Here is a 17,202-nt window from a genome sequence, read left to right as displayed (position 1 = left end):
TACGCTTCGCTATTATTCAATATCCTCGTCACAGCGTCCAGTCACCACCAAAATTCTCTATCGCCACATTTTTGCCATATTTGCTGTTAGGTTCATCATTTTTCGACCATCAAAACGCCCGATAGTCTCGGTTTAATAGCATTGTGTCCAACGCGGACACTTCCCGTAGCAAGCAGCTACTACTCAGTAGCTTTTATTGCCAGGGATGGCCCTTCTAAGGGAAGTGAACAATAAAACCGTATTTATGACTTTATGAGGAATGAAAAATGAAAAAATTAATCACGACAACCGTACTAGCGTCAACTTTGGTGGTTAACTCTGTTTATGCCGTTGAGCCAGCAAGTACCGAACAAAATGTTGGCGTTGCCAGTGGAGCTTTGGTTGGAGCAGCGGCTGGTGGACCCGTTGGTTTTATTCTAGGTGCCGTCTTTGGGGGCTTACTAGGAAATGAAGTGAATGAGTCTAAAGAGTTTGAACATCAGTTAACTCAAGCCAACAACCAAAACCATCACCTGACGGAACAAGTTAGCCAACTAAAAGTGGAACTCAATGATATGACCAACCAACAAACTGTCGAAGCCTCGGATCGCTTACAAATGGACTTATTGTTCCATACCGCCATGACCGACTTATCACCCTCGGACCAGAAAAAACTAACGCAATTAGCTGAGTTTCTAAAACGTTATCCTGCACTTGCAATTAAGCTGGATGGCTTTGCCGATCCGCGTGGCTCAGAACAAAACAACCAAGCTTTGTCGGAACAACGAATCAATACGGTTAAGCAAGTTTTGGTTAAAAACGGAATCAATCCTGAGCGAATTTTTGCGACAGCACATGGCGAACAAAAAACCAATGCGACAGAAGGTGATTTAGATGCTTATGCTTTAGAGCGCCGTGTCAGTGTTCGCTTCTTTGCCGATAAAGAAACCGCAGTCGCTGCAAATTAGACAAACAACTCACCGTCTCAAGTCTTCACCCCCCATTGGGTACGAGCAGTAGGATCGCCGTACCCTTTTTTATTGAGCTTGTAGTAGAGACTGATTAAACTGGTATTTTATTCAGCGGTGTCAGTCACTTGAGCAACCTGTCAACACAATTAAAAAGCAACGATGAGCACTTATTAATCAGGTTAGCTGGACGTAAGCAGCCAGAAGTCGCGCAACGCTTAATTTGGGCTTTCACCGTGTTTGACAAAACATTATTGCAGACCTCTCCTGGCACAATCGCTCCGCTACTCGATTGGTGGCACCAAGAAATAACTCACCCAACTCATCTCAAAAGCTTAGGACTGCCATTTAATCATGCCTTGCATGTTTGGTTAGTTGAAGACTTTTGGCCCGCATACCAACAACTTTTATTGACCGTCAGTCAAGTGGACTCTCAAAATGAAGCACTTTCATTAATCCGTCATAAGTCTGGGCAGTTATTGCTCGACTCCCACTCCACCGCTAATGTCAGTTTGGAAAAACCATTGTTATCGTCATTAGGTATCGCCTGGCTGCTGAGAAAAGCGATAGTCAATCGAAACCACCCGTTACGACATGCCACACTCATTGAGTTTGGTATGAACGCTGACGAAATCCAAAAAGACTTGCAACGTTGTTTATCCTCAATCACAAAAGACCAAGTAGTCATAAGAGCACACATCACGCTGCTTCAACTTTGGGTAAACACGAATCGAAACCATCTGACCGAAGACGCTTCTTTTTTCTTTGAACCGGGTTGGCTTCAAAAGTGGTGGAAAATTGCCCGCTTGTAGCCTCTACTTACCTGTTTGCCTTAAAAACGCTTAAGAACAGTTTTGCAGTCAAGATAACCTTGAAAAATTGTTGCGAAGTCAATGACGATGTTAAACTGTAAGAGAATTAAACTGACCACGTGAAACTGAATATGACAAGATTTGAACCTTCTGATAACTGCCTCAAAGATAAAGTTATTTTAGTAACGGGGGCCGGAGCAGGAATCGGGCGTGAAGCCGCCATTCATTACGCAAAGTATGGTGCGACAGTCATTTTACTTGGACGAACCACTGAAAAGCTCGAGCAAGTGTATGACGAAATCGAAGCCCTCGGAGCGCCACAGCCCGCAATTATTCCGATGGATTTACAACATTTATCAGAAGAACACGCCCAACAAATTGCCGACAAAATCGAGCAAGAATTTGGCAAGCTTGATGGTCTTCTTAACAATGCGAGTATTCTCGGCACGTTAACCGCTATCGAACAATATTCTTATGATACTTGGCAACAAGTGATGCAGGTTAATGTCAACAGCGTATTTTTGCTAACCAAACACTTGATTCCGGTGTTGAGAAAAGCCGACCAATCGTCGGTTATTTTTACCAGCTCAGGCGTGGGAAACCAAGGCCGAGCCTACTGGGGTGCTTATTCCGTGTCTAAGTTCGCAACCGAAGGGGCTTGCTCAAGTTTTATCCGATGAGCTCGAAGGTACCTCGGTACGTATTAATACCATTAATCCAGGTGCGACTCGCACAGCCATGCGCGGCAAGGCATTTCCTGGTGAAAATCCGAACGACTTAAAAACCCCAGAAGCCTTGATGCCTTTGTACATCTATCTTATGGCAGATGATAGTCTCGACATTCATAACCAACGATTTGACGGGTAACTGAACGAGCGATGCCTCCCGGCAGAGTCTTGCCACTCTGCCAGATCATTGACACTTCACCGACCGACACTTTCACACAAAGGCTGTCTTTTTTCGTCAATAAATTGACTCCAGCCATACATCAAAAACAAAATAACAACTAACCTATTGTTTTAAAACAAATTAATACACATACGCAAAGTTGGCATACATCTCGCATAATCTCAAACTAAGTTATGCGAAGAGAAACACCGTTATGGAACTTGCGAAACAAAAAACCATCGATGCCAATGCCACTAAACTGGAATACATTGCCGCCTACATGTCGCCTTATCAGGACGACCTTTTAGCTGCGGGACATGCACTTCAGTTCAAACTGCAGCAAACTCTAGATATCGAATCTTTACTGTCAACCTTTTGTGAAGAAAGTGCCGCAATCATCCCCTGTGCGAGCGTGGCTTTTCGCAACGATCAACACCAATTGTTTGTCTACTTCGGTGAGAAGCATCAACACACGTGTCGCTATACGCTTGAAATCGACCATCAAGAACTAGGACAAATTGAGTGTTCTTCTCCAACGGCGTTTACCGAGCATGAATTGATGCGCGTTGAGCACATGCTAAGCTTGTTGTTGTTTCCGCTGCGAAATGCACTGTTATATCATGCGGCCGTTGAGTCAGCGCAACGCGATCCCTTAACTCAGTTATCAAATCGCAGTGCTTTTAATGCCGCCATTGAAGCAGAAATCTCCCGAGCACAACGTCAAGGAAACGGCTTATGCATGCTAGTCGTGGACATTGACCATTTTAAATCAATTAATGACAACTATGGCCACTTAGCGGGCGACCAAATTTTAAAAGAAGTAGCCGAACGATTAAAAAGCGCCCTCCGCAAAGAAGATCGAGTATTTCGATTTGGCGGAGAAGAATTTGTCATTCTCCTTAGCGCAACCCCTTTGCCAGCAGCTCGCTTAACCGCAGAGCGAGTTCGAATGACTCTATGCAATACGCCGATGACCGCGATGGATCTAAAACTTTCGATCTCTGCAAGTATTGGCGTCTCTGAGTGGCAAATGGATGAAAACTCATCCACCTTATTTCATCGCGCAGACCAAGCTTTATATTCCGCTAAAGAGCACGGCCGAAATCAAGTGAAAGTCGCCTAAGCGCTCTTTGGCGACCGACTCACTTCTATCGGTCACATTTCTGTTCAGCTTGCGTTCAGTGAGAATTTACAAAGATCCCTGTTAACCAGTAAAATACACGCTTTTACCCAACCTTCAAACAGGCACTCTTGTTGTTAATTAAACAATTGAGGCCGGGGATCATCGATGGAATTTCGTTCAAAATTTGGCCAATGGATAGCAGAAGTTACCCTTCGCAAAACTCCGCTAGTGGTTATGCTCTTACTAACAACGTTAATTGGCTTGGGTTCACAACTTACAAACTTCCGACTCGATGCTTCAGCAGACTCGCTCCTGCTAGAAAATGATCCTTCTTTAACCGCCTATCGCCAAACTTACCTCGAGTATGGAAGCGACGATTACTTATTTCTATTGTTCGAACCACAAGATGAATTGTTTACTCAAAATAATTTAGATGAACTGGCAAAACTTCAAGAGCAAATTGTTGAACTTGAGCAAGTTTCTTCGGTTACCTCTATTCTAGATATCCCTCTGTTCGATCCCAATGAAACAGATATTTTTACGGTTGAAGGCAAGTCGACCACTTTAAGAGCTGGTGACTTTGACCTAACAGAAGCAAAAGCAATTTTAGTGAACAATCCCATTTACCGAAACTTGATTATATCTGAGAAAGGTTCTTTAACCGCTTTGCAAATAAATTTAGACACACCCGATAGCCTCAGAAACGCAATTAGAACAATGACCGAGTTTCAGGTAAAACATGCAAACACCGTTTTAAATGAATCATTATTGCTTGAGCAACAACGCCTTCGAGCTCAAGTGAAACAAGAAAATCAGATCTTTGCGGCTAAAACCGAGTCAACGATTAAGCAGCTCCGAAAAATTATCGCACAAGGTCCAGAGAATGTACGCTTGTTCTTGGGTGGTGTTCCGATGATCGCCAACGACCTTATGAATTACGTGCAAAGTGATCTAACGGTTTTTGGAAGCTTAATAGTCGTGGTTCTATTACTGATTTTAACGCTGATATTTCGCAAACTTTTGTGGATTCTGTTACCACTCACCATTTGTGTTTTCTCAGTGGTTGCCATGACCGGGCTACTCGGCTTACTCGATTGGCCAGCAACAGTGATTTCATCAAACTTCATTGCATTATTGCTCATCATGACAATGTCTTTAGTCATTCATTTAATCGTGCGTTTTCGTGAGCTTTCTCTACAAACGCCAGAGCAACCACTGGCTCAACGAATCACAGATACATTAAGTAGTATGTTTGTTCCCTGCTTATTTACCGCACTCACCACCATGGTTGCTTTCGGTTCACTCGTGGTCAGTGATATTCGTCCGGTGAAAGACTTTGGAATCATGATGTCCATCGGACTTGCTCTTGCGTTCAGCATCGCATTTATCAGTTTCCCAATTTTAGTCAAACTAACGTATCGTAAAGGAAACGAAAAACAGCTGGCTTCACGCCTGACTGAATTTACTTCTGCACTAGGCCGTTGGACATTAGGGAACAGTCGCCTCATCTTTTCTATATCGATAATCATTGGTGTATTTGCTGTCTCAGGTTTGTTTAAACTGACCGTCGATAACCGATTTATTGATTACTTTAGAAGTCACACTGAAATACATCAAGGCATGAAAACCATCGATGAACAACTCGGTGGAACCACACCAATAGATATTGTCATCAACACTGAAAAGCTTATCCCTCAGCCAGAACCGGATGAGTTTAGCGAAGGATTTGACGAGTTTGATGACAACAATGAAAAGGTCCCAACAGCGTTTACTCAAAATGGCGCGGCCAAGCTAGCTCAAATACAAAGTTATCTTGAGCAATATGACGTTACAGGAAAAGTCTTGTCGTTAACCTCTTCTTTCAGGTTACTCAATAGTTTAAATGGCGGTAAGCCACTGGATGATTTTCTGCTTGGCCTATTCTATAAACGCATGTCGCCTGACATTAGTCGCCAATTGATATCACCTTACATCAATGACGATGGTACCCAAGTGCATTACTCCATCCGAATGATCGATTCACATCCGCAGCTCAAGCGCGATGAGTTTATTGAAAGCTTGCATGAATACTTTCAAAACGACTTAAACCTAACGTCTGAAGACTACGCAATTACAGGAATGTTTGTTCTCTATAACAATATGTTGTCGAGTCTATTTGATTCGCAAATTAAAACCATCGCTACCGTATTCTTAGCCATATTGACCATGTTTATCTTTATTTTCCGTTCGGTTGCATTAGCGATCTTAGGGCTCATTCCCAACGCGTTAGCTGCAGCGATGGTTTTAGGTGCGATGGGTTGGTTTGGAATTCCACTCGATATGATGACCATTATGATTGCCGCTATTGCCATTGGCATTGGTGTAGATAATACCATTCACTATATCTTTAGATTTCGACGAGAGTTTAGCTCTAGAGCCAATTACGAAGCCTGTGTTCAAGCTTGCCACGATTCTATTGGAAAGGCGTTGTACTACACATCATTAACGGTTATCGCAGGGTTTTCAATTTTAGTGTTCTCTAATTTTATACCGACGATTTATTTTGGATTACTCACCAGTGTTGCTATGGGAACCGCTTTGCTTGCAAACTTAACGTTGCTGCCTCGATTGCTGCTGTTATTTAAGCCGAAAATTCCAGCGGTTTAACCATTCATAAAGATCAGGTTAGGTCGAAGAGGAAAGAAGTTTAAGCGGCTGACGCCGCTTAAATGTTGATTTATCTTCCCGTTGTAAAGCGAACGCCAAGAAATACTTGATCTTGATCTAAATCGTTATCTAACTCTAGATATACGGCAGCAGTTTGGCTCAAATAGTAATAGCCTCCAATCCGATAGCCTCGCTCCTCAAGGTTTAATATATTATGATCCGTCGTTTTCACCTCTAGGTTCAGCTCGACGTTATTGGTTAAGCGACTACGCCAACCAATCGAATATCGATCGGCTTCTTCTAAGCTAACACCTGACAATTCGTAATCAACTTTACTGTAACCCAAATACATGCTGCTGTTGTCGGCCGTATCCCAGTATATTCCGGCTCCGAGTTCTTTGGCATTGGCGTCACCGGCTGTATCATCACTGCCAAAGTGAGTTTTTGCTCCAATAAAGTAGAGACCTTGTTTAACCGGCACCTGCAGTCGATAACGCTCACCTTTTGAAGCATACTCATCGACTTCTCCATAAGCAAAATCTAGCAACGATTGATGTGGTTTAACGGCACTCACCGCAGAACTCCCTAAAATTAAAACTGCACACAATGCACTTTTCATAATGTTCTTCTACCTTTTTACTAAACGACTGACACCGTCAACTTTGTTTTATTTCTTAGACCTAAAACGAATAGCTTTGTATTGTGAGTCTAAATCCCCCCTTTATCAATAGTATTTATTCCCCTATACTGCATGCGAGCTCTCGGGGTGCGACTTTCAATCGTTCAAAACCCATGTTTTGGTCACTATTGGATAGCTGAGATGCGAGTAACGTTCAAAGAAGGCTCTTGATTTAGACGATCGCCATGGTTTAAACGATCATCATGATTTAAACGATCACCATTGTTTAAACGATCAAGATAGCCTCTTAATGACAGTTACCTTGCAAACCCGTAGAACCTGATCCGACTAGTATCGGCGTAGGAATGAGCCTGGTAACTCTTCTGCACTCAGAAGCAATATTCACGGAATATTTTTCACATAGGTATCGACCTAGCATTTATTCGTGTTTTCGGTGCAGTCACTGTGAGAAAACTGTCTCACCCAGCCTTGATCTACGCCTCACCCAATTTTGTGAGGAACGTATGAAATCAAACCACACTGCTTTACCCCAATCATCGCATTTTTTCCCTGCGAGTAAAAAAATCCACGTCACTTCAAGCCTCAATGATGATATTCGAGTTCCCATGCGAGAAGTCACCTTAACCAACGGTGATGCTATTGCACTTTACGACACATCAGGCAGTCACGGCGATACCTCCATCAGCATCAATGTTCATCATGGTCTACCAGAGGTTCGGGCTAGCTGGATTCAACAACGCAGCGATTGTGAACTCAATAACTCAATGGGTCGACAGACTCGACTCGACAAGTATCGAGAAAGTCCTTTCTTCAATGACAGTTTGCAACGGACCACCAAAATCGCGAAAACAAACAGCAATGTGACGCAACTCCATTACGCAAGAAAAGGTATCATTACGAAAGAAATGGAATACGTCGCTATTAGAGAAAATCAATTGCGAGAGAACACAGCTAACGAACTTAACACGACTAAACACTTAACTGACATTACACCCGAATTTGTAAGAGGTGAAATTGCCGCAGGGCGCGCAATATTACCGGCCAATATCAATCACCCAGAACTCGAACCAATGATTATTGGCAGAAATTTCTTAGTTAAAATTAACGCAAATATTGGTAACTCGGCACTGATCTCAGATATTGAAAACGAAGTAGATAAATTGATTTGGGCGACTCGTTGGGGCGCAGATACCATTATGGATCTATCGACAGGAAAAGATATCCATGTCACCAGGGACTATATTATTCGAAATTCTCCAGTGCCTGTAGGCACGGTTCCGATCTACCAAGCGCTTGAAAAAGTAAACGGCATTGCCGAAGACCTTTGTTGGGAAGTCTTTAAAGAAACACTCATTGAACAAGCGGAACAAGGCGTCGATTACTTTACCATTCATGCAGGTGTTTTACTTCGCTACATTCATTTAACGGCCAATCGTGTTACCGGTATAGTTTCACGAGGTGGCTCGATCATGGCGAAATGGTGCATCGCTCATCATAAGGAAAATTTTCTGTATACGCATTTTGATGAAATTTGCGAAATCATGAAGCAATACGACGTGAGCTTTTCTCTTGGCGATGGACTGCGACCCGGTTCAATTGCCGACGCTAACGATGCAGCGCAATTTGCCGAACTAGAAACGCTAGGAGAACTAACTCACAAAGCTTGGGCTCATGACGTTCAGGTAATGATTGAAGGCCCCGGACACGTGCCGATGAATCTTATAAAGGAAAATATGGACAAGCAACTTGAGTGTTGTAACGAAGCACCATTTTATACACTTGGCCCACTGACGACGGATATTGCTCCAGGATATGACCATATTACCAGTGGAATTGGAGCAGCGATGATCGGCTGGTATGGATGCGCCTTACTGTGTTACGTCACACCGAAAGAGCATTTAGGTTTGCCGAATAAAGACGATGTCAAAGATGGCATTATTGCTTATAAAATTGCAGCTCATGCTGCCGATGTCGCCAAAGGTCATCCTGCCGCTCAACATTGGGACGATGCCTTGAGTAAAGCAAGATTTGAATTCCGTTGGGAAGATCAATTTAATTTAGCATTGGATCCGCATCGAGCAAAATCATTTCATGATGAAACCTTACCGAAAGATTCAGCGAAAGTTGCGCATTTTTGTTCAATGTGTGGCCCGAAATTCTGTTCGATGAAAATTAGCCAAGATGTCCGAGACTTTGTCAATCAAGGTATGCAAGAGAAGTCACAGGAGTTTCTTCAAAGTGGTGCCAAAATTTACGTAGAAACCGAGCAGTAGACGGAGAGCAAAACATGTCCTCTACAAATTCTACAGCTCAAAAGCAACCGTATCGGATTGCTGTTATTGGTGCCGGTATTTGTGGCCGTATGATGGCATGGCGGTTACAAACCGCTGGACTGCAAGTCGAACTGTTTGACAACAATGCCAACCAACATATGTCAGGTGCTTCAGCCGTTGCCGCTGGCATGCTTTCTCCTTACAGCGAGTTAGAACATTCTGACTCATTGGTTTTTCAGCTCGGTTTACAATCCTTGTCATTATGGCCGAAATTGGTCAGTGAGCTCGACTGTTCTAACGTATTAAATTCAAATGGTACCTTGCTGGTCGCTCACAAAGAAGATGAGCATCTACTAAAACACTTTGAGCACATACTTACACACAAGCAGCGAGAGCATGACATCACTATTAATAAACTTAATGCTCATCAGTTAGCCAATTATGAGCCTCTATTAGCCGAAAAGTTCTCCTCCGCCCTGTTGCTTCCAAATGAAGCCAGCGTCGAACCACAAGCTATTTTAAAACAACTTGCTGAAAAGTTTTTAGCTGCCGGTGGCCGCTGGCATTATAAGCAGTCAGTAACCGAAGTAACCGGAGGTAATGTTCACGTCAATGGTCGGAGCCAACCATTCAACTGGGTTGTCGATTGTCGTGGCTTAGGTGCTCGCGAAGCCATCAAGGGACTACGCGGTGTACGCGGCGAGCTACTCGTACTGCGAGCGAAAAACATTCCAATTAACTATCAAGTCAGGTTAATGCACCCGCGTTATCAACTTTATTTGGTTCCAAGACTTTCCTGTCAACAGTTAGTTATTGGCGCGACACAAATTGAAAGTGAAAATGAAGGTTCTATTAGCGTTCGTTCGGCGCTTGAATTATTGAGTGCAGCTTATAGTTTGCATCACAATTTTGCCGATGCTGAAGTTCTTGCTAGCCACGCACAATTACGACCAGCGTTTACGGATCAATTACCAAAAATTTGCCATCGAGATCAGCTAACACTGATTAATGGATTGTATCGCCATGGCATTCTTTTAGCGCCGATCATTACCCAGATGGCAACGCAATCAATCTTACGTCAGCTAAATGACAACCCCTGCGATGAGAAAATGGTTTCAAATACTTTGGCTGAACAGGTCGAATTTTTCAACTCAAATAAAGTCTTTGCCTATGAACACTAATTCAAACCAGATTCAACTGCTAGTGAATGGACAACCTTGCCGAGTATCCTTCAATCGATTAAGCGAGCTGCTTGAGCGCTATGCCGAGGGCCTTTATGCCGTTGCCGTGAATCAACAGTTTATTCCACGAGAAGATTACCCAAGGGTAACGTTAAAAAACAACGACACAGTCGAAATTTTAATGCCTATGCAAGGCGGATAACATGACCATTGCGAATAACAACACAAGTTCAACATGGCAATTAGCAGACACCGTCATCAATAGTCGACTGTTGATTGGAACGGCATTATATCCGTCGATAGCCATAATGAAACAGGCCATCATTGCGTCACAAGCGGAAGTTATCACCGTGTCTATTCGAAGACAAAACCCAGTAACTCTCGGAGGTAATACTTTCTGGAATGAAGTCCAGTCTCTCAATAAAAAGCTACTACCGAATACGGCCGGATGTCACAGCGCCAAAGAAGCAATTACTACGGCTCTTATGGCAAGAGAAATATTTTCAACCCATTGGGTAAAACTAGAGGTGATTGGTAATGATCATACCCTTCAGCCCGATCCTTTTGCCCTGCTCGAAGCTGCAAGAGAATTAATTTCACAAGGCTTTGAAGTCTTTCCTTATTGTACTGATGACTTGATTCTTTGTGAAAAGTTGGTGCAAGCTGGGTGTCGAATTTTAATGCCTTGGGCATCACCCATTGGCAGTGGCAAAGGATTACTCAATCCGTACGCTTTGCAAAACTTACGGCGCGCGTTTCCAAGTGTGAATTTAATCGTCGACGCAGGAATAGGAAAGCCCTCTCATGCCGCCCAGGCATTAGAAATGGGTTATGATGGTCTATTATTAAATACGGCCGTTGCGCGTTCTGCCAATCCAGTTATGATGGCCAACGCCTTTCGGCAGGCTGTCAGCGCAGGACACCTGGCCGCAAAAGCGGGTCTAATGGTGGAACAAGAAAGTGGCTCACCGAGTACCCCAGTTGTAGGCAAGCCATTTTGGCACCAAGCAGACAATTAATTTGGAGCGTTTATGCAACTAACTTTGTCAAATTGGCAAAATAACTCAACACAACGCCCATTACGGCCAACGTTATTGGCAATTGGAGGTAATGATTGTTCGGGTTTGGCTGGGTTAACCATGGACTCCCGAACAGCTCAAGCGTTTGGCGTTCATATGATGCCAGCCGTAACAGCCAATACTGTCCAATCACCCTATTCCATAGATAGCATTAATCCGGTTTCAAATTCCGTTTTACAATCTCAGGTCACTGCGAGCCTGCAACGCTTTCCTGAAGCAATAAAAATCGGTTTAATTGCAAACCATGAACAGCTCGAAAAACTCGCCGCACTGATTGACTCAAGCGATGCACCCGTAATTTTCGACCCAGTGATCCAAGCGTCGTCTGGCCAAAAGCTGATTAGCCCTGATACAAGCCAGCATTTGCATGAATGGTTGCAAGCCTGCATAGAATATTTATTGCCCAAAGTTACCTTAGTCACTCCCAACATTTATGAAGTTGAACGCTTTACTGGCATTAAAATTTCACAGCTCGAAGATTTTGAAGTTGCAGCGCAAGCTTTACGAAGTTTGGGGGCAAACCATGTCTTAATTACCGGGGGGCACTTTAAGCATAAAACCAACAGTGGTGTTTGGTCTCATGACTTTTATTGTGGTGAAAACGAATCATTTTGGCTATCCAATAAGTTTATAGATTCGATTAATACTCGTGGCACCGGATGCGCCTTGGCAACGTCTATCGCCAGCGCACTCGCTTTAGGCGCCAGCATTGAAGATGCCGTTGTCATTGGTAAAATGGCGGTTCATCAAGGCATTCGTAAAGGTTACGGCATTGGCTCAGAATCAGGTCCTATTGCAATTGAGTCTTTTCCCAGAGATTTACTCGACTTACCACTAATCAGTAAACAACAACCCAAACACCTAAATACAGCGGGCTTTCCTCGAGTTGAAGCAAAAGGAATCTACCCAATTGTCGACCGCGCACACTGGATTGACACACTCGCCCCCTTAGGCGTTCAATTAGTGCAACTCAGAATAAAAGATCTTGCAGGCGACGCATTAAAAGAAGAATTGCAAAACGCCGTGTTATTAGGAAAAAAACATCATTGTGAAATATGGATTAACGATCATTGGCAGTTGGCCATTGATATTGAAGCTGATGGGGTGCATCTGGGACAAGACGATCTTAACTCGGCCAATATTGAAGCCATTAAAATGGCCGGTTTAAAGTTAGGCATTAGCACACATTGTCACTATGAAGTTGCTCGAGCGCATGCATTGCAACCATCCTATATAGCCGTTGGTCCGGTTTTTCCGACACAAACTAAATCGATGCCTTGGCGCCCCTTAGGTATTGAAGGCGTTAAGTATTGGCGCAAAGTGTTAAATTATCCATTAGTCGCCATCGGTGGAATTGATCAATCAAACCTAGGCAATTTTGTTGACACAGGTATTGAAATGATTGCCATGATTAGCGCTATCACGCAAAGTAACGATCCGGTTAAAAGCACTCAAAAATTTATTGAAACTTTGAACAATGATTGATACCCATTTATTTAACGCTCAAGAGTGGTCTCGTTACGCTCGCCATATTCAATTGCCTCAAGTTGGCGCAAGTGGACAAGCAACTCTAAAGCAATCGCGCGTATTGATTGTGGGAGCTGGGGGACTCGGTGCGCCAGTCAGTTTATATCTTGCCGCAGCGGGCATTGGCCAGTTAACCATTATTGATCATGACACAGTGGAGCTGAGTAATTTACAGCGACAAATCACTTTTAATGAAAATGATCTGGGCTTAAACAAAGCTCAACAGGCTAAGGAGCACCTTCACACGTTAAACAGTGATATAAATATTGAGGCCATTGGCCAACGATTAGAAACAAGTAACGCAGTAGCGTTAATAGCAAAGCACGATCTGGTGGTTGATTGCACAGATAATTTCACAACCCGCTATTTAATCAACGATTGTTGTCATCACTTATCGATTCCTTGGTGTTTCGCCAGCATTCACCAATTTTCTGGGCAACTCGCTATGTTCACTCCAGAATCTGCATGCTTTCGTTGCCTCTTTCCGAGTGCGCCCGAGCAACCGCAAAACTGCAATGACGCTGGCGTTCTCGGCGTTTTACCTGGGTTACTTGGAACCCTGCAAGCCACTCAAGTCATTAAATATTTATTAAGCATTGGAAACAAGCCCGACAACCAACTGCTTATTGTCGATGCTCTAGCCCTAGACTTTAAGTCAATTAAACTAAAGCAATCTCAACATTGCGCTGTGTGCCACGAGCAACGACTCGATAAAAATTATAAGCCTTCTCTAAAGAACATTGATGCAGAAATATCCAAGTCTGTAACCACCGAGGCTAATTCACATGAAGCAGAAATTAGTCCACAAGATTGGCTGCAACTTAAAGATTCAAAGCCGCATGTTTTATTGGATGTAAGAAGTCACGATGAACGACGTTTTTTCCACATTGGTGGTGAACATTTGCCTGTCGAACAATTCATTAATCGAAAAGAAATGGATGAAAACGACACTCACCTACTTGATTTAATTAAATCCAAATTACCACACGATCGATTAATCGTTTGTTATTGCCAATCCGGAAGCCGTAGCTTAAAAGTGCAACAAGTTTTGACCGACTTGGGATTGAATGCCGTTAGCCTCGCCGGTGGCCTCAATGCTTACTGCTCTCTCATCAGTGCCGAAAAAAAATAAATCGGCACTCGTCTTTAGTATTTCTACAATGCAACATAAGGAGCGGTCCCCATTCCGGGTCCATAGACTAGTGCGTTTAAAAACAACCGGTTTGTCGCTAAACTTGCTCCACGAAAATTAGGTGAGTTTCCGAAAAGAATGACTTGTCCTTTGCCGACCGTTTCTCGTGTTAGATATCCACTATTAACAATTCTTTGCGCAGCTTCTGGCCAAAGCAGTCCACTCATTCTTACTTTCGCAGTGACACCAGCAGGTAAACTTGACCAACCTAACACTTGAGGTTTCTTGCTTTTTGCACTCGCACTTAATTTACTTGAATCCTGATCTTTTTCCCAAAAGCCATAACGAGTAACTACTTCTGCTGAACCATCCGACATCAATAAAGGTGCATCGGCCAATAAGATGGGCATAGAAGCATTACTACCAAAGGTTAGCCAGTGTTTCATATCGTTGCGTGCAGCAATAAAAGCACCGGAAGGCATAAAAATTTGTTGCCAATCATCACGACGTTCAAGTTCCTTTGTGTCAGGTCGTTCGGTGATGTCTTCCCATGGATAATCGATGGTCATGGGTAAGTCTATTTTCTGGGTAGCGATTAAATTGTTGGGCACATTCTGCGACATCCACTCACGTTGCAATTGAGAATCGAAAGCCTGGGCGTCGTCTAACGCTTCTGGCAGTAATTTAGCTTTCGAAAGTCCATGATTAATCAATGCACGAGTGGAGTCGGCTAATGCGATTAAGGTACCACCTTGCTCAACCCATTGCTTAATCGTCGCATAATCGCTCTCAGATAAACTGTCACCGTACTGATCTGGCATCACCAATACATTGTAGCGTCTAAGATCCGCATAACTGATCATCCCAGCGTCGATCAAAGAGTGGCGTATGCCTAAATGCGTATCGAGTGAATACCAAGTGGCACCGACATCATAGGGTGAGAAAGAGCCACGACTCAAGGTTGCAATTTTGGGGCGCGCCAACAATTGAAAGTGACTTCCTCCCCAGTCCGGCAAATCGCCAATACCGTGACCGGTCGAGATCGAGTTCAACTTCAACTGTGCTTGATTTGCGAGGGTCACTAATTTTTCGGGTAACTCTGGCTGATTGGGATTATCTGATTTTGCTACTAACACGGAACCTCGGCTTAAACTCACTTCACCGAGCTGCGTTGCCTTATCAATGACACGAACTTGAAACCCCAACTCCATCGCTCGCGCAGCAAAGCTAACGGATGAATCATCTTCACCATTAACTGCGAAAGCAATTGCAGAAGGATCGACCGCCTCATTTAGTAGAGACTCAGAGGTGATGGGCTCTAGATGCTTATCCATGTGGCCCACAACCATTACCGCTGGCAAACCGTACATCATGGTTAAATTCCATGCCGTTGTGTCATACATCAGCGATGAGCCATCTCGTAACGTTCGGTGGCGTTCTTCTTGGTAGACCTCTGGCTTGATGGCAACATCAAATTCTAGCATTGTTGCTAATAGCCGCGCTTCGGCTTGCCGATTAGGTATGATTAAGGTTCCCTTTGGTAGCCGATACTGTTCTTTACGTTGCGAAAACTGATCATAAGCCACTCGCGTCAGCTCTTTTTGCAGGCGGTACATCTGTATGTTTTGAATACGCAAATTATCAATTAATGCCGCTTCTCGAGATTTATTATCAGTCGGTAAAATAGCGAAACTACGATTCGCATAGTTTCCTTTGTCACTTAGATTTTGCACTCGCTCTTTAAAAAACTCTTGATACAAACTTTGGCTGTGTTTACTTAAGGTTTCTAAGTTTGTCATGGTCGACAACAACTGATGATGAACCGACTCCTGATAAGTAATCACTCGTCCATCCGGTCGAGCGACGCCATCTTCTGCTATTCTCGCTTGCTCATATAAAATATGAACGGAACCTCGATACTCTGCGTAATTTGAATAGCCCGGATATAGATTTTCGAACCATTCGCCGGTGTAGTATCTCCAGCCCTGAGCATCAAACGCTCGCGCTTGATCGGCTGCAAAAACTTTCCCCCAATGTTTTCGTTGCTTGGGCAAGTGAGGGTTGACTGGCTCCCGAGCGGGAGCAAAGAGAAAAGTGTCTTGCGCTCCCATTTCGTGGCCATCAATCATAATCTGTGGGTACCAATCATTGATCAGTTTAATGCGACCACGAGTTTCTGGTTGAGTGGCGTAAATAAAGTCTCGATTAAGATCGAAAAAGTAATGATTGGTTCTTCCGAATGGCCAGCTACCCGTGTGCAGTAAAGATTGATCATCGACATTCGGAGCGACAGCACGGTACTCCTGCAACTCTTTTGAAAACCGCGCTCTTCCATCGGGGTTCATCATTGGGTCAATAATGATCACTTGCTTGCTTAATAAGTCGGTAATCTCAGCGCTTTCTGAAGCAATCAAATGATAAATCGCCAGTAATGCCGCATCGGCGCCTGACGTTTCATTGCCATGAATGGAATAAGCCATCCACGCGACGGCAGGCAACTCTTTAATAATCGAGTTTGCTTGAGATTGACTTAGATTAATCGGGTTAGCTAAACGCTGAATGTTTTCTTGCACCTTGGGTAGTCGAGCAAGGTTCTCAGGTGAAGAGATATACACCGCATACAATGAACGTCCTTCGTGCGATTTGGCATACGCTTCTACTTTCAGTCGATTCGATTGTTTTGCCCAAGTTAATAGCGCCGACTCAATTTCACTTGGCGCAGCAACTCGCCTACCCGGCTCAAACCCAAGCAACTGGTTAACTGGTGTTATATTGGCGTCATAGGGCCCATTAAGTAAAGGTTGAGAATAGGTAACTTGCGCATAATCTGTTGGCTCTACCGCATGGATAGGCAAAGAAGCCAAAATAGAAAGCGCTACAATAACTACCCAATTCATCAATTTCATAACCTTATCCCTACTCAGCTCATTTCGACGATTTATGCAATCGACACT

14 protein-coding genes are annotated in these 17,202 nt (G+C 43.7%); 11 read left to right on the top strand and 3 right to left on the bottom strand.

Annotation, left to right across the window (positions count from 1 at the left end):
* Nucleotides 1–266 precede the first annotated feature (266 nt).
* From Q9312_RS18620 to Q9312_RS18610, 3 genes are all read left to right on the top strand, one after another.
* Complete coding sequence (locus Q9312_RS18620) at nt 267–947, top strand: OmpA family protein (RefSeq protein ID WP_309202363.1); 681 nt, start codon at nt 267–269, stop codon at nt 945–947.
* Nucleotides 948–1,075: 128 nt separating this feature from the next.
* Nucleotides 1,076–1,759, top strand: coding sequence for a hypothetical protein (locus tag Q9312_RS18615; RefSeq protein WP_309202362.1), 684 nt, complete (start codon nt 1,076–1,078; stop codon nt 1,757–1,759).
* A 131-nt stretch (nt 1,760–1,890) separates the two neighbouring features.
* Complete coding sequence (locus tag Q9312_RS18610) at nt 1,891–2,439, top strand: YciK family oxidoreductase (RefSeq protein WP_309202361.1); 549 nt, start codon at nt 1,891–1,893, stop codon at nt 2,437–2,439.
* 137 nt (nt 2,440–2,576) lie between these two features.
* Here Q9312_RS18610 and Q9312_RS18605 read toward each other — a convergent pair whose 3' ends face one another.
* Nucleotides 2,577–2,726: a hypothetical protein gene (locus tag Q9312_RS18605; RefSeq protein WP_309202360.1), complete on the bottom strand. Its 150-nt coding sequence runs from the start codon at nt 2,724–2,726 to the stop codon at nt 2,577–2,579.
* Nucleotides 2,727–2,861: 135 nt separating this feature from the next.
* Between Q9312_RS18605 and Q9312_RS18600 the strand changes: the two genes are divergently transcribed.
* Complete coding sequence (locus Q9312_RS18600; RefSeq protein ID WP_309202359.1) at nt 2,862–3,770, top strand: GGDEF domain-containing protein; 909 nt, start codon at nt 2,862–2,864, stop codon at nt 3,768–3,770.
* Nucleotides 3,771–3,935: 165 nt separating this feature from the next.
* A complete protein-coding gene (locus tag Q9312_RS18595) occupies nt 3,936–6,416 on the top strand; it encodes an efflux RND transporter permease subunit (RefSeq protein WP_309202358.1) in 2,481 nt (826 codons plus the stop codon).
* Between the two features lie 70 nt (nt 6,417–6,486).
* On the opposite strand, the gene Q9312_RS18590 is transcribed toward Q9312_RS18595, so the two are convergent.
* Nucleotides 6,487–7,035, bottom strand: a complete 549-nt coding sequence (locus Q9312_RS18590; RefSeq protein WP_309202357.1) for a hypothetical protein — start codon at nt 7,033–7,035, stop codon at nt 6,487–6,489.
* 524 nt (nt 7,036–7,559) lie between these two features.
* Here Q9312_RS18590 and thiC point away from each other — a divergent pair.
* Genes thiC through moeB form a run of 6 tightly spaced genes read left to right on the top strand, consistent with a single transcriptional unit; the run spans nt 7,560 to nt 14,248 of the window.
* Entirely contained in the window at nt 7,560–9,329 is a 1,770-nt protein-coding gene (gene thiC, locus Q9312_RS18585; protein ID WP_309202356.1) for a phosphomethylpyrimidine synthase ThiC, read from the top strand.
* A 14-nt stretch (nt 9,330–9,343) separates the two neighbouring features.
* Nucleotides 9,344–10,510, top strand: a complete 1,167-nt coding sequence (gene thiO / locus Q9312_RS18580) for a glycine oxidase ThiO (RefSeq protein WP_309202355.1) — start codon at nt 9,344–9,346, stop codon at nt 10,508–10,510.
* Nucleotides 10,500–10,712, top strand: a complete 213-nt coding sequence (gene thiS, locus Q9312_RS18575) for a sulfur carrier protein ThiS (protein ID WP_309202354.1) — start codon at nt 10,500–10,502, stop codon at nt 10,710–10,712. The genes thiO and thiS overlap by 11 nt, the downstream gene beginning before the upstream one ends.
* A gap of 1 nt (nt 10,713) precedes the next feature.
* Complete coding sequence (locus Q9312_RS18570) at nt 10,714–11,529, top strand: thiazole synthase (protein ID WP_309202353.1); 816 nt, start codon at nt 10,714–10,716, stop codon at nt 11,527–11,529.
* Nucleotides 11,530–11,541: 12 nt separating this feature from the next.
* Nucleotides 11,542–13,074, top strand: coding sequence for a thiamine phosphate synthase (thiE, locus tag Q9312_RS18565; RefSeq protein ID WP_309202352.1), 1,533 nt, complete (start codon nt 11,542–11,544; stop codon nt 13,072–13,074).
* Nucleotides 13,067–14,248: a molybdopterin-synthase adenylyltransferase MoeB gene (gene moeB / locus Q9312_RS18560; RefSeq protein ID WP_309202351.1), complete on the top strand. Its 1,182-nt coding sequence runs from the start codon at nt 13,067–13,069 to the stop codon at nt 14,246–14,248. Before thiE ends, moeB begins: the two co-directional genes overlap by 8 nt.
* Nucleotides 14,249–14,271: 23 nt before the next feature.
* On the opposite strand, the gene Q9312_RS18555 is transcribed toward moeB, so the two are convergent.
* Entirely contained in the window at nt 14,272–17,154 is a 2,883-nt protein-coding gene (locus Q9312_RS18555; RefSeq protein ID WP_309202350.1) for a M14 family metallopeptidase, read from the bottom strand.
* Nucleotides 17,155–17,202: the final 48 nt, after the last annotated feature.

The organism is Pleionea litopenaei (assembly GCF_031198435.1).
Classification (GTDB): domain Bacteria; phylum Pseudomonadota; class Gammaproteobacteria; order Enterobacterales; family Kangiellaceae; genus Pleionea; species Pleionea litopenaei.
This window is presented reverse-complemented; position numbering and strand designations above follow the sequence as displayed.

Bases quoted from the DNA above. Each gene is read 5' to 3' on its own strand.
- Q9312_RS18620 (WP_309202363.1), top strand. From the start codon at position 267: ATGAAAAAATTAATCACGACAACCGTACTAGCGTCAACTTTGGTGGTT.
- Q9312_RS18610 (WP_309202361.1), top strand. From the start codon at position 1,891: ATGACAAGATTTGAACCTTCTGATAACTGCCTCAAAGATAAAGTTATT.
- Q9312_RS18600 (WP_309202359.1), top strand. From the start codon at position 2,862: ATGGAACTTGCGAAACAAAAAACCATCGATGCCAATGCCACTAAACTG.
- Q9312_RS18595 (WP_309202358.1), top strand. From the start codon at position 3,936: ATGGAATTTCGTTCAAAATTTGGCCAATGGATAGCAGAAGTTACCCTT.
- Q9312_RS18590 (WP_309202357.1), bottom strand. From the start codon at position 7,035: ATGAAAAGTGCATTGTGTGCAGTTTTAATTTTAGGGAGTTCTGCGGTG.
- thiC (WP_309202356.1), top strand. From the start codon at position 7,560: ATGAAATCAAACCACACTGCTTTACCCCAATCATCGCATTTTTTCCCT.
- thiO (WP_309202355.1), top strand. From the start codon at position 9,344: ATGTCCTCTACAAATTCTACAGCTCAAAAGCAACCGTATCGGATTGCT.
- thiS (WP_309202354.1), top strand. From the start codon at position 10,500: ATGAACACTAATTCAAACCAGATTCAACTGCTAGTGAATGGACAACCT.
- Q9312_RS18570 (WP_309202353.1), top strand. From the start codon at position 10,714: ATGACCATTGCGAATAACAACACAAGTTCAACATGGCAATTAGCAGAC.
- thiE (WP_309202352.1), top strand. From the start codon at position 11,542: ATGCAACTAACTTTGTCAAATTGGCAAAATAACTCAACACAACGCCCA.
- moeB (WP_309202351.1), top strand. From the start codon at position 13,067: ATGATTGATACCCATTTATTTAACGCTCAAGAGTGGTCTCGTTACGCT.
- Q9312_RS18555 (WP_309202350.1), bottom strand. From the start codon at position 17,154: ATGAAATTGATGAATTGGGTAGTTATTGTAGCGCTTTCTATTTTGGCT.